13 protein-coding genes are annotated in these 12693 nt (G+C 51.3%); 1 reads left to right on the forward strand and 12 read right to left on the reverse strand.

The genetic code is table 11. From position 1 onward, the window contains the following. Positions 1–68: 68 nt before the first annotated feature. From KO116_RS16710 to KO116_RS16755, 10 genes are all read right to left on the reverse strand, one after another. On the reverse strand, positions 69–929 hold the full coding sequence (locus KO116_RS16710; protein ID WP_035559172.1) for an amidohydrolase family protein: 861 nt from the start codon (positions 927–929) through the stop codon (positions 69–71). Between the two features lie 2 nt (positions 930–931). After that, positions 932–2068 (reverse strand): mandelate racemase/muconate lactonizing enzyme family protein, encoded by a 1137-nt coding sequence (locus tag KO116_RS16715; protein WP_035559169.1) that lies wholly within the window; start codon positions 2066–2068, stop codon positions 932–934. A gap of 39 nt (positions 2069–2107) precedes the next feature. Then, the gene (locus KO116_RS16720; RefSeq protein ID WP_035559168.1) at positions 2108–3388 is read right to left on the reverse strand and encodes a TRAP transporter large permease; all 1281 of its coding nucleotides are present in this window, start codon (positions 3386–3388) and stop codon (positions 2108–2110) included. Between the two features lie 3 nt (positions 3389–3391). Next, positions 3392–3928, reverse strand: coding sequence for a TRAP transporter small permease (locus tag KO116_RS16725; RefSeq protein WP_035559166.1), 537 nt, complete (start codon positions 3926–3928; stop codon positions 3392–3394). 76 nt (positions 3929–4004) lie between these two features. Beyond that, positions 4005–4994, reverse strand: coding sequence for a TRAP transporter substrate-binding protein (locus KO116_RS16730; RefSeq protein WP_035559654.1), 990 nt, complete (start codon positions 4992–4994; stop codon positions 4005–4007). A 103-nt stretch (positions 4995–5097) separates the two neighbouring features. After that, complete coding sequence (kdgD, locus tag KO116_RS16735; protein WP_035559164.1) at positions 5098–6015, reverse strand: 5-dehydro-4-deoxyglucarate dehydratase; 918 nt, start codon at positions 6013–6015, stop codon at positions 5098–5100. Between the two features lie 222 nt (positions 6016–6237). Further along, positions 6238–6999 (reverse strand): metallophosphoesterase, encoded by a 762-nt coding sequence (locus KO116_RS16740; RefSeq protein WP_035559162.1) that lies wholly within the window; start codon positions 6997–6999, stop codon positions 6238–6240. Positions 7000–7028: 29 nt separating this feature from the next. Further along, positions 7029–7844, reverse strand: a complete 816-nt coding sequence (locus KO116_RS16745; RefSeq protein WP_035559160.1) for an alpha/beta fold hydrolase — start codon at positions 7842–7844, stop codon at positions 7029–7031. Positions 7845–8616: 772 nt separating this feature from the next. Further along, the gene (gene speG / locus KO116_RS16750) at positions 8617–9168 is read right to left on the reverse strand and encodes a spermidine N1-acetyltransferase (protein ID WP_035559158.1); all 552 of its coding nucleotides are present in this window, start codon (positions 9166–9168) and stop codon (positions 8617–8619) included. A 100-nt stretch (positions 9169–9268) separates the two neighbouring features. Continuing rightward, positions 9269–10495, reverse strand: coding sequence for an NAD(P)/FAD-dependent oxidoreductase (locus KO116_RS16755; RefSeq protein ID WP_035559155.1), 1227 nt, complete (start codon positions 10493–10495; stop codon positions 9269–9271). 115 nt (positions 10496–10610) lie between these two features. On the opposite strand from KO116_RS16755, the gene ltaE reads away from it, so the two are divergent. Then, positions 10611–11618: a low-specificity L-threonine aldolase gene (gene ltaE / locus KO116_RS16760; RefSeq protein WP_035559153.1), complete on the forward strand. Its 1008-nt coding sequence runs from the start codon at positions 10611–10613 to the stop codon at positions 11616–11618. A 29-nt stretch (positions 11619–11647) separates the two neighbouring features. Here the strand turns inward: ltaE and KO116_RS16765 are convergent, their stop codons facing one another. Both KO116_RS16765 and KO116_RS26330 read right to left on the reverse strand, forming a co-directional pair. Beyond that, positions 11648–12262: a LysE/ArgO family amino acid transporter gene (locus KO116_RS16765; RefSeq protein WP_035559151.1), complete on the reverse strand. Its 615-nt coding sequence runs from the start codon at positions 12260–12262 to the stop codon at positions 11648–11650. Positions 12263–12450: 188 nt separating this feature from the next. Next, positions 12451–12630, reverse strand: coding sequence for a (2Fe-2S)-binding protein (locus KO116_RS26330; protein WP_442905763.1), 180 nt, complete (start codon positions 12628–12630; stop codon positions 12451–12453). Positions 12631–12693 lie beyond the last annotated feature (63 nt).

Consider the following 12693-nt stretch of genomic DNA (forward strand, 5'->3'; position numbering starts at 1 on the left):
TACTGTTTTGTATAAACCATTAAATAAAGCGTTGTTTTAGAAGCCGTCAGTTTTAAAAGCCATCTGTTTTAAAAGCCATAGAGCGCGGCAGGATTATCCACCAGAATCTTTTGGCGAATGCTCTCATCGGCCCAATGCAGCAAGACATCCAGTTGTTCAGCATCGTCGGGATACTGCTCTCTGGGGACGCCAACATGGGGCCAGTTTGAGCCCCAGATCACCCGCTCAGGGGCATGCTGGATAAGCCGCTTAGCAAGCGGGCTAACATCAGCATACTCAGGCCCGCCGCTTAAACTGGTTTCATAACCGCCGCAGATTTTTATCCATGCATTACCACGATCCAGCAAGCTTAGTATTTGCGCTACCCTAGGATCATCAGCAACTACCGGCGGCATAAATTTACCGATGTGATCAATGATGTAATCGGTTTCGATCGCTTGCAGCGTGGCCATGTAGTTATCGATCTCATGGCTATTGAACTGCACCATTAAATGCCAACCAAACGCTTTTACCCGCGCCTCCACTGCGGCTAACCCCTCCATCCCGACGGCCCCACCGGGTAGCTGCATAATTCTGGCACCCCGAGCACCTTGAGCATGTAGCGTTTCAACCTGTGATTCAGAAATATCCGTGGGGACTGCCACAACCGCTCTGGCGCGCGCCTGCCCAATGTCCGCCACGCCTTGCAAAATCGAGCGATTATCAAACTGGTAAGCGTTAGATTGCGCTACCACAACGCGCTCCAGCGAAAGCCGCTGCTGAACTTGGCGGTAGTCGGCCACTGTCGCCAACTCGGCAATGTTTGGGCCACCCGCCTGCGCTTCATAGCCGGGCAAATATAAATGCATATGGCAATCGGTTGCCCCTGCAGGCGCCTTTAAAGCAGGCGGCGGCCCTGTTAGCGGACGTGTATTGGCGGGGATAGACAACGTTACTTCTCCCTAAGTGCGTAGGTGGATAGCGCATCGCGGTTAATTTCAATCCCCAGCCCGGGGCCATCAGGGATCGTCATCACGCCCTGATGATGCTCTAAAGGGGTTTGTACAACGGCTTGGCGGAAGGGGTTTTCAGTGCGGTCGAACTCCATAATGGGCTCGATAGGCTTGCGGCGTGGCGGGTTAGGCGGTAGCGCGGCCATAAACTGCAGGCTTGCCGCCAAACAGACCGCCGTTCCCCATACGTGTGGTACCAAGCGAACGCCATGCAGGGCGGCCATATCCGCCACCCGGCGCATTTCGCTGAACCCGCCGACGCCACAGATATCCGGCTGCACAATATCCACGGCGCGACGGGCCAGCGGCTCGTGCATGGCATAGCGACCATGCCAGTTTTCACCACTGGCAACAGGGATCGGCTGACCGGCACGAACCGCTTCATAAGTAGAAATTTGTTCAGGTAGAACGGGCTCTTCAAACCAATCGATACCGTATTGCGCGGCGCGCTTGCCCAGCTCAATGGCTTCCAAGTAATCGTAACCGTGATTGGCATCAATCATCATGCGCATATCCGGCCCAATGGCATCACGTACGGCGGCAATCACCGCAAGATCTTCCTCGACATCGAAGCCAATTTTTATCTTAACGGCGTGAAAACCATCGCGACGGTAGCCTGCTACTTCTGCAGCTATATCCGTGACGCGATCAACGCCCTCACGGCGGAAAGAGCCGGTGGCGTAGGCGCGCACGCTGTCGCGAAAACGTCCACCCAGTAGCGTCGAGATAGGTACACCAAAGTGCTTGCCTTTGATATCCCACAGCGCAATATCAATACCGCTTAAGGCCGTCACGGTTAAGCCACGCTGACCTTGGTCGCGTAACCGGTTATAGAGCGTTAACCAAACTTTCTCTGTTTGGAGAGGATCTTCGCCTACGAGCGATTGGGCGTAGACCTCCACAATGGCGGCATTAGGCTTCGCGGGGCCCAAGCACTCGCCCCAACCGATGGTGCCATCGTCACAAATGACTTCGACTAAGCAGTGTTGGCGGCGCGAAAAATGCATAGAGGCACTTTCAAACGCCGTCTCAAGCTGATAATCAAGTATATGGGTATTTACAGCGACGACTTTCATGATCTGTCTATCCTTGTTAGCGATTTTAATCAAACGGCCTTATTGAAAAAAGCTGGGTAGCGTCAAAGAGATAGCGGGCACATAGGTCACCAGCATCAAGGCCACAAACAGCGCTAAGAAGAACGGCCAAATAGTGCGCACTGCTTCCTCAATTTTGATTTTGCCGATCACGCAGCCGACAAACAGGCAGGCCCCAACGGGAGGTGTACATAGCCCTAGCCCCAGGTTCATCATTAAAATAATGCCGAACTGGATCGGATCCATACCGAACTGCATGGCCACCGGAAGAAAAATAGGCGTACAGATAAGAATTAACGCCGCCATATCCATAATCATCCCTAAAATCAATAGGATGATATTAAGCATGAGGAAAATAACCAGCGGCTTATCGGAAATAGCCATCAGGCCTGTTGTCAGCATTTCCGGAACATTATAGAGCGCTAGCAGGTAGGAAAAGGCCGATGCACACCCGACCAAGATCATCACCAGCGAGGTGGTTTTTACTGCTTGAATCACGGCTGACTTAAACGATGCCCAGGTCAATTCGCGGTAAACCAAACCGGTCACCACAATGGCATAGATAGCCCCGAAGGCGCCCGATTCCGTGACGGTTAGGATGCCTGACAGCACCCCACCAACGATTATTACAGCCGTCATCAGGCCAGGCAGCGAGGCGACAAAACTAATCATCAGTGCATACCAACCAGGGAATGCTTCACCTTTGTAGCCGCGTTTAACCGCAACGATGTAGGCCGCAACGGCTAGGCTTATGCACATCAAAATTCCCGGAACAATACCGGCGATAAACAATTGAGTAACGGAAATGCCACCGCCTGCTGCGACCGCATAAAGAATCATGTTATGGCTAGGAGGAATCACGACACCCGCAATTGATGATGTCACGGTGACGTTGACGGCATAGTCGGCATCGTAGCCTTTCTCTTTCATTACCGGGATCAGGATAGAACCCAAAGCAGAGGTATCCGCTACTGCCGAGCCGGAGATTCCCCCGAACAGCATGGAAGAGCTGATATTCACCATTCCCAAACCACCGCGCACCTTACCGACCATCGCCGATGCTAAGCGCACCAAGCGAGTGGAGATACCGCCGTGCATCATTAGCTCACCGGCAAAGATAAAGAAGGGAATTGCGAGTAGTGAAAAAACGGAAATACCGGAGAGAATGCGCTGAAAGGCCACAAACAGCGGCAAGCCTTCATACAGGAAGGTAACAACGGCAGCTAAACCAACAGCAAAAGCAACCGGTGCGCCAACTATAAGGCCTAAGAAAAAGATCCCGAAAAGAATAATAAGACCCATCGTTTATACCCTCTTAACTTTTCGAGTCAGTAAGCGCTGCGCTATATCAGAGGCTGCAAAAAGCATGATTAATACACCACATATTACTAGGGGAGCTGCACGCCAACTTTCTGATAGTCCTATCATCGGGATAGCTCTATTCAGGTTTGACATGACTAATGTCCACCCCTGAAAGGCCATGAATCCGCCAAAGGAAAGAATAAAAAGGTCAGCAAGGTGATGCATTAAGCTACGTAAAGGGCCGCTAAAGCTCTCGCGTATAAAATCGATATTAAGATGGCTATGATGCCTGACACCTGCCGCTGCGCCTAAACAGGTGATATACACAACCAGCACTAGTGAGGCCTGTTCAACCCACGTAGGGGTATTGTTAAGTACATATCGGCCAAAGACTAACCATCCAAAGATAGCAATCAAGGCAACTAACAAAATACCCGCCACCAGGATGCATAAACTGGCAACACTATCTAAAATTCGATTCAGTGAGCCGCTATGTTCTGCGTCTTCTTTATCGACCGACGATTCAAGTTCGATACTCACGGCACGTTTCCTTTTTAACTTCCGACAGCGGCTACGTAACCGCTAGCTAACTGCCGGAAGCGTATGGGTGTCAGTATTACTCGGTGGCGCGAATTTCCTCGATCAGATCACCCGTGCCAGGGTTGTTGGCGATAAACTCCTCATACATAGGCTCCATAAGGGCCTGGAAGGCGGCTTTATCGTCTACTTCGTTAATCTCAACACCATAGTCGAGAACAATCTGACGACTCTCTTCGGAGCTTTCCACCCATAGCTCGCGCTGACGTGCGGAAGCCTCTTCGGCTACTTCACGAACAATTTCCTGGTCTTCTTCCGAGAGTGCCTCCCAGCTGGATTTAGCCACGCACAGACACTCAGGAATAATCAAGTGCTCGGTTAATGAGTAGTACCCCGTTGCTTCATAATGATTGCTTGACTCAAAAGAGGGATAGTTATTTTCAGCACCATCAAGTACGCCGGTGGTTAAGCTTTGGTACACCTCGCCATAAGACATCGGCGTGGCGTTACCGCCCATGGCGGCAATCATGTCGACGTAAAGATCGTTATTCATCACGCGAATCTTTAACCCTTCAACGTCTTCAGGGGTTTTAATAGGGCGTTGGGTGTTATATATGCTGCGGGCACCCGAATCGAACCACGAAAGCACCACCAAGCCTTTATCTTCTAAGGCGTCGGCAAAACGCTCACCTATTTCACCATCCATTACCGTATGCATATGTTCAACATCATTGAACAGGAAGGGTAGCGAGAACACATTGGTTTCTGAAACGATCGGGCCCATCGGCCCCATATTAAAATTAGCAAAATCCAGCGCCCCGTTGCGGGTTTGCTCGATAGCGTCGGACTGATCCCCCAGCACCGCATTGTTATAAACACGTGGGTTAACGCGCCCTTCCGTTTGCTCCGCCACGGCGTCGGCAAACTCTTCTAGCGCCATGGTATTGGGGTAACCGTCAGGGTGAATATTCCAGCCACGCCAGTCTTCAGCTTGGGCAGGTAGCGCAATGGCGACTAATACAGCCACGCTGGCAATGGGGGCTAACGTTTTTAAAGTGCGGTTTTTCATAGGGCTGGCGCTCATGCAGTTGTTATGTGTACGCATGTCTAACATCCTCTTATTATTGATAGTTATTTATTAGTTAGTGCTGTTTTATAGCATCAATGACGTATTAGTACTTTTTTGCTACCTTGATAAGGGCTTCAAGCAACAGGCACTCCTCGTTGGTTGGCATTACCAGCGGTGCGCGAACATTGCCCGCTGGCCTACCGACAATGGCAGCACCTGCTTTGATGAGGCTAACGGCATAGCCTGCTTTTCGATCCCTGAGATCTACGAAAGGAATAAAAAAGTCGTTGGTAATCTGCTTCACGACGTCCTTATTGCCTTTACGCAACTCCTTGTAAAACGTGACAGCCATTTCCGGTACAAAGTTAAAAACGGCTGAGGAATAAGTATTCACGCCAATGGACACATAGGCTTCAGCAAAAATTTCTGCCGTAGGCACACCGCCGATATACACCAGCCGGTCACCCACGGTTTTGACGATTTTGTTGAGTGCCTGAATATCGCCTTTGCCATCTTTCAGCCCCACTAAATTAGGGCAGTGATCGGCGAGTTGCTGAACAGAGGAAGCGGTCAAAATGCCATTGCCGCGGTTGTAATAAATCACGTTGACGGCGGTGGCATCACAGATCTGGCGAGCATACTCAACCAGGCCATCCTGCGGGCACTCGGTGAGGTAGGGAGGCATTAAAAGGATGCCGTCAGCACCCGCCTCTTCTGCCGCTTTTGCAAAGGCTTTGCCTGTCTCTACGCTTAACCCCGCGCTGGCGATTACCGGCAAACGTCCGTCGATTACCTCAACAGCAACACGAACAATGTCACGATACTCATCAATTGAGAGACTGAAAAACTCGCCCGTACCACCCGCCACGAAGACTGCGGAAATTTCATGGCTAATAAACCATTCGAGCCGTTTACGATAACTCGCTTCATCAAAACGGCCCTGGCTATCAAAGTCCGTGATGGGGAACGATAGCAATCCATCACCGATGGCATTGATTACTGCTTCTCTTGAAAACGTCACGTTGCGCCCTCTTTGTAAATGCGCTGACCATTGAATGAGCAGACTCCATCGGCTGGCCAACATCTTATGTAATACATCATACAACTAGGAAGATAAGTATCGAGCCGATATGGCGCAAGCGAAAGTAGCGTAACTTAAACCAAAGTAGAACTTCTTCGTAAACCCAAACAGTCACCCGAAACAGCCAGTAGATAGACGCAACCCAATGAAATAAATAATTTTTTATACGTCAATCACCCAATCTGGCTTAAATAGCTCAGGAGTGAACTCATAAGGATAACCACCGGGGTTGGCGATAACGCGCGTACCATTACGCAACATATCTATTGGTTCATGAACATGCCCATGCACCCACACATCCATCTTGCCCATCAGGTGCGGCAGGTTTGAAGCAAACGCGGGGGATAACGCGTCGCCTAGGTATTGGCCAGGAATACACCCATGCAGCGGTGCATGATGGCTGATCACCACCTTAGGGCCGTCAAACGGTTGGGCCAGTTGGCTTTCAAGCCATGCTAGCGCTTCAGCATGTAGCTGGCGGCTCGCCAGCGGGGTGAACGTTATGCCGGGAGAGGTTTGGACGATTTTGAAATCGGGCATATAACGCAGTGCTTTTGACTCGGCATGGGCAGGGTTTTGGGTCGGGTCATTGGCATAGAGCGCGAAGTCCGTCCACAGTGTTGTGCCGTAAAAGCGCACGCCGTCGAGGGTTACCGCGCGATTATCCAAAAGCTCGATATTGAGGCGCTCGGCTTCGCGCGCCAACTCTCCACGCAGCTGCGGCATGCACGTGCCGTAGAATTCATGGTTGCCAGGTACATAAATAATAGGCATATCCGGGAAGCGGTAACGCGCCCAGGCAAGCCCTTCGCTCTCGCGATGAATATCGCCAGCTAGAATCACCATGTCGGCATCCACTTCTGGCAGTTCGCGGTTGCCATCGAAAAACTCCAAGTGTAAATCAGACAAAATACGCAGGCGCATAAGGCTCCTTGTGGCTTTCATCACGGTAGCTAGCGTGAACGACATTCAACAAACCGGCTGACCAGACTCACTACATCGGCTTCACACTCACGATGAGGGACGTGGTGAATATTGGCCAGCATTTCGCCGTGTGCAGAGCCGTTAATATAGCGAACAATACGCTCCGGCTGACGGTGCGAGCCATACTCATCTTTCTCACCATGAATCACTAAGCTGGGGCACGTCACCTGCGCCAATGCTGGCGTTAATGTCCAGTTTTCAAACGCTGGATTTAACCAGGTTTCTGTCCAGGCCTTGAGTACCCATTGGGCTTTATCACCATGATATCTTTCCAGCTTGGCAAGCTGTTCTGGCGCCTGAAATACCTCTTTGGCTCCCACAATACCGTTTCGCGTACGTGCTTCGTTAAACGCCTGGGCAGAGATGGTAATCAGACCATCGCACTCATCGGCATATACCCCCGCGCAGTGAACAGCCATACAGCCACCTACGCTATGCCCAAGGGCAATAAAGCGCTTAATACCCAATGCATCACGAAGGACAGAGAAACCTTGAGCTGGTTCATCATCGATAAAACTCAATGGCAACGTGTCGTGGCGGGCATCAGAGCGGCCGAAACCCAGGCGATCATAGGCGACTACCGTGCGATGGGTAGCTGCACACAGCGCAGCAGGAAAGCTACGCCATAGTTCAACGCAACCTAGTGAGTCGTGCAGCAGCGCGATAGGGCTTTGTTCAAGGGACTGGGCACTGGCTGGTTGCCAGGCACGTACAAATAGTCGCCCACCTGGGGCGTCTATCATGCTGTCATGGTGTACAACCGAGGCGGAAGAGAGATAAGTCATTAGAAGATACTATCTTTATTTTTAGTCGTTTATTAACAATAACATATTTTATTTTAAGCCTGTTTCTCTTTACCCAGAAGTTTTTATAACAATTTTTATGCTGCATCGCAGCATAAAGAGACTATACTCCATATGTAGTCCCACTAGGAGGACCACATATGACATTTCTAATAACGCCCCCTGCACGCGATAAAGAAGTTCTAGAGTTCTGGAACTTGAACGCCCAATGGAATCGTGCCGCAGCAGAAGCGCTGAAAGCCTATTTAGGCTAATTCAGGTGCTTTATCCCCTTAAGACTGAAAGATAAACACAGAAGCCGGGGTAACTCCCGGCTCTTTATGTCTATGAAAACCTTTTCCATTCAATTGCCTAGAGGTATATATGGCTTAATTGTAAGCAAATACTTACACGTAATGGCAAATCACCTACATCTTTTGAACTAGCCGTAGCCAGGAAAAGCCCTTACTATCGTTACCCACAGCTAAAATACTGCTTTGTAAAAACTAACATGTGTATAAGAAATAAGCTGTGAATTACAACGCTTTTCACCTAACCCCTGAAAAAGGAGCGGTCGCCATGCAGCACTCACTCAACCACGGACAGTCGATGGAAGCCGATATTATGGAAGTCTGGGCTAAACGTGCTCAACAGCAGCGTGCGGCGCTTGATGCGATCAAGGCCTATCTCGGCTAAGCGTAAGCCCTGTTTTGCACCCTGCGATGTCAGCTACATATCACGCCTCGTCACAGCGAGGCGTTTTTTTTGGCTATGTTCACAGCCAGTTAGATTCGGGCGCTTCGGTGGTATCAAGTTGATCGAGATAGGTGCCCTGTAGGATATACATACGTTTCACATCCCGATACTTGCCATTGATAAAGAACTCATGCACTAGATGCCCCTCTTCAATAAAACCGCTCTCTTCGTAAAGATGGATCGCTTTAACGTTCTCCACCGCCACAATGAGATAGACCTTATGCAAGTTTAGGATAGTGAAGGAGTAGTGCAATGCTTGGCGAATCAACGAACGGGCAAACCCTTTACCCTGATGGTCCGGAGCAATGATGATTTGAAATTCGGCACTGCGATGGATGTAGTCGATCTCAATCAGCTCGACCAAGCCAATCGCGGTACCGTGGCTATCTTCGGCGACAAAGCGCCGCTCTGCATTGTCATGAATATGCTTGTTATAGAGCTCCTCTAACTCGTCAAATGACTCGTAGGGTTCCTCAAACCAGTACGACATGATGCTCTGATTATTATTGAGCTCGTGGACAAAGCGCAGATCATTGCGCTCTAGTGCCCGTAAATACAGTGTATGGCTCATGGCCCTCAATCCTTGTGAATATCCCTTCAGAATACTCGTTTTCCACTGACGCGCCGCTATATTTTATGACTGATTTTAAGGCCGAAGCCAAGGTCGCTTTTTACTGTTCAGTCATTTTGGCTAGGCGCCGGAATGAAAACAGTTCTGCCAGCGGATGCTCCTCTCCTTCAATCAGCGCCCGCAGTAATGTTGCCCCGATCATGCTATAGCTAATGCCGTTACCGCCATACGCCATGGCGAAATGTACCCGTGGCCCATGAGCTTCATGGGGGCCAAAAAAAGGCAGGCCATCATCGGTTTCGGCAAAGGTACCTCCCCATGAGAACGTCGGGTTGATATCGAGCTTAGGCCATAGTTCCTCTACCTTCTGAGCCAGCCCTTCGGCTTTCTCTTCCACCCGAGCATCGCGACGCTTGGGAATATCTTCATCATCGTCGTCGCCACCCACTAAAAGGCGACCATCGCAGGTCGTACGCATATAAAGGTAGGGCCGCGCGGACTCCCACACCATGGTATGACGCAATTTACCTAATGCCTCCGGCGGTAGCGGGTCGGTAATCAGCGCATAGCTACTGCGGTTAATAGCGACCTTCTCAGGCAACCAGGCTTGTGACTCATAGCCCGCCGCCATTACCACGTACTGGCAGCGCAGGGTGGCACCGTTGGTAAGCGTGAGCGTGACTCCCTGTTCGTCCGGCGTCATCATCTCCATCTGCGTACGGTCATACACTTCCCCACCGCGCTCGACTAACTTGGTAAACAGCTGATAAGCCATGCGGTATGGGTCAATACTGGCGGCCAATTGGGTCAGTATCGCGCCGGGGGCCACAAAGCCGTACTCCGCCAAGATAGCCTCACTTTCAAGCCAGGAAGCGTCAAAACCGTGCTTTAAACGTAGCGCCAGTTCCTCTTTTAACGACGCCACATCCTCTTCATTACTGGCATAGTAGAGGCTCTGCTGACGCTCAAAATCGACATCCCCCAGGCCAGCCGCCAAGGTTTCAAGCTCACCAATGGCATCGGCACAGGCGCGGTAAGCAAGCACCGCGTCGGCTTCACCGTAACGCTTCGCTAGCTCCGTCATATGCGTATCAATCTCATACTGAAGTAAGGCAGTGCTCGCAGCGGAGCTGCCCCACCCCACATCGCGCCGTTCAAGCACGACCACATGGTGGCCGTGGCGGCTGAGCTCATCGGCAATCAGTGCACCGGTAATACCACCACCAATCACCACCACTTCGCTTTGGTGGTCTCGGGTAAGCTTTGGAAAGGTTTTCAACAGGCCGTTTTTTACAGCCCAAAAGGGATAGCCACTTTTTAGGTCCATCGGGATGCCTATGCTGGAGAGACTTGCAGTATGCTGTTAACCATAGATGGTTCCTCAAAACTTGCTCGACAAAATAGCCCTAAGTGGGCGCTCTGAAACAAAAAAGGAGTTCCACATGATTGATTTACGCAGCGACACGGTAACGCGCCCCACTCCCGAGATGCTTGAAGCCATGATGTCCGCGCCGGTAGGTGATGATGTGTGGGGCGATGACCCAACGGTAAACACTTTCCAGGCAAACTTGGCCGAACTGGCAGGCAAAGAAGCTGCGCTACTGTTTCCTAGTGGTACGCAAAGTAACCTAGTTGGGCTCATGGCCCACTGCGAGCGCGGTGATGAGTACATTGTGGGTCAGTCGGCGCACACTTACCGTTATGAAGGCGGTGGCGCAGCGGTCTTGGGCAGTATCCAACCTCAGCCTATTGAAAATGCGGCCGATGGCACGCTGCCACTGGAAAAAATAAGCGCTGCCATCAAAGCTGACGATTGTCACTTTGCCCGTAGCAAACTGCTGGCGTTGGAAAATACCATTGGCGGTAAAGTGCTGCCCGAAGAGTACGTTCTAAAAGCGACAGAACTCGCTCGAGAACGCGGCCTAACAACGCATTTAGATGGAGCACGTCTGTTTAATGCTGCTGTCGCAACCGACAGGTCGCTTAAGCAGCTCTGCCTACCTTTCGATAGCGTTTCATTATGCTTTTCAAAAGGCTTGGGAACACCAATGGGATCGGCATTAGTGGGCTCTCAAACGCTGATTGATAAAGCTCGCCGTCTACGCAAAATGGTGGGCGGTGGAATGCGACAAGTAGGCATTATCGCGGCGGCCTGTCAGTACGCCCTCGATCATCATGTGAGCGATTTAAACGAGGACCACCGCCGCGCCGCACGACTGGCCGAAGGCTTGGCAACACTGCCGGGGGTCGACATCACCTCACAGGCAACCAATATGGTGTTCGCACGCTTTCCCGACAGCCATGTGCAGCCACTTTCCGCCTGGCTAAAAGAGCACGGTATTTTGATTGAACTACTTTACGCTACCCGCTTTGTTGTCCATCGCGATATTAATGACGCGGACATCGATAAAGTCATCGCGGGCATGGAGGCCTACTTTAGTCGCCATTAAAAACGAGCCGCCATAAAACGCTCAGCGGCTTAGCTGAGCGACGCCGAGCCAAGCGCAAGATGAATGGCAATGCCTGCCATCATCATGCCAATCAATCCGTCAATGACGCGCCACGCAATGGGCTTTGAGAGCCACGGTGAAAGCGCGGCGCCGCCCCAAGCCAGTAGGCTAAACCACAGGATTGAAGCCGTGGAGGCACCCGCTACAAAAATGCCCGCACTTTCCTGCTGCGCGCCAATGGCGGGTATTAGCAGCAGCGTATCCAGATAGACCTGGGGATTGAGCACGGTGACGGCAAGGGTGGCGAAAATTACTTTAGTTAAGCTAGGTGCTTTGCCCGCCTCAGCGCTTAACCCTTGCCGACCGCTAACCGCACGCCACAGCGCCTGGGCCGCCAGCCAGCTCAAGAATACCACGCCGACCCAGCGCATGGCTTCCATGGCATTGGGCATGGTCAGCAGAATGGCGCTCACGCCAAACATGCCCGCGGTAAGCAAAATGATATCCGCACTGATGCACAGCCCCGCCGACCACCAGTGGTATTCGCGACGAATCGCCAGCCCTAGGATATAGGCATTCTGCGCGCCAATCGCCATGATAATCCCGCCGCACACCACCAGCCCGGTGATATAACTTTCCCACATTGCTCTGCCCTCATTGCCGGAATTAGCGCCGCGTTCATTAACCTGGCAATAAAGTAACTGGGAATGCTGATTGCTAAAAATCATCCTGCTAATGGGGTATTAGTTTTTCTTATGATGGGGGTATTGATTGGATTTATTAAAAAGCATGGGATTCTATACGCCCCCAACACTCCCTGGGAGCAAGAGAGTTAGCGGTGACGCTTTGCTTGACAATTCTCAGGTTTCAAAGGGCAGGCGGCGCACAACGGCTCATTTGGAAGGCGATACTTGATACAACACAAGCGTCGTACGCGGTTGGGAGTATCGCCACCCAATTCAAGATAACGCACTGGTTGATAGAGTGGATTGCGCCGCCCATCCGGTAACATGGTGCCAACTGCCCCAAAAAAGGGGCAAAACCAGACGCAAACAATAAGTGATAATACTTATCA

The sequence above is a fragment of the Halomonas sp. KO116 genome, assembly GCF_000734975.2.
Lineage (GTDB): Bacteria > Pseudomonadota > Gammaproteobacteria > Pseudomonadales > Halomonadaceae > Vreelandella > Vreelandella glaciei.

Excerpts from the sequence above, each read along its gene's own strand:
- KO116_RS16730 (WP_035559654.1), bottom strand. The coding sequence starts at position 4,994 with ATGAAAAACCGCACTTTAAAAACGTTAGCCCCCATTGCCAGCGTGGCT.
- speG (WP_035559158.1), bottom strand. The coding sequence starts at position 9,168 with ATGAGCCATACACTGTATTTACGGGCACTAGAGCGCAATGATCTGCGC.
- KO116_RS16755 (WP_035559155.1), bottom strand. The coding sequence starts at position 10,495 with ATGGACCTAAAAAGTGGCTATCCCTTTTGGGCTGTAAAAAACGGCCTG.
- KO116_RS16745 (WP_035559160.1), bottom strand. The coding sequence starts at position 7,844 with ATGACTTATCTCTCTTCCGCCTCGGTTGTACACCATGACAGCATGATA.
- KO116_RS16740 (WP_035559162.1), bottom strand. The coding sequence starts at position 6,999 with ATGCGCCTGCGTATTTTGTCTGATTTACACTTGGAGTTTTTCGATGGC.
- KO116_RS16715 (WP_035559169.1), bottom strand. The coding sequence starts at position 2,068 with ATGAAAGTCGTCGCTGTAAATACCCATATACTTGATTATCAGCTTGAG.
- KO116_RS16765 (WP_035559151.1), bottom strand. The coding sequence starts at position 12,262 with ATGTGGGAAAGTTATATCACCGGGCTGGTGGTGTGCGGCGGGATTATC.
- KO116_RS16720 (WP_035559168.1), bottom strand. The coding sequence starts at position 3,388 with ATGGGTCTTATTATTCTTTTCGGGATCTTTTTCTTAGGCCTTATAGTT.
- ltaE (WP_035559153.1), top strand. The coding sequence starts at position 10,611 with ATGATTGATTTACGCAGCGACACGGTAACGCGCCCCACTCCCGAGATG.
- KO116_RS26330 (WP_442905763.1), bottom strand. The coding sequence starts at position 12,630 with ATGTTACCGGATGGGCGGCGCAATCCACTCTATCAACCAGTGCGTTAT.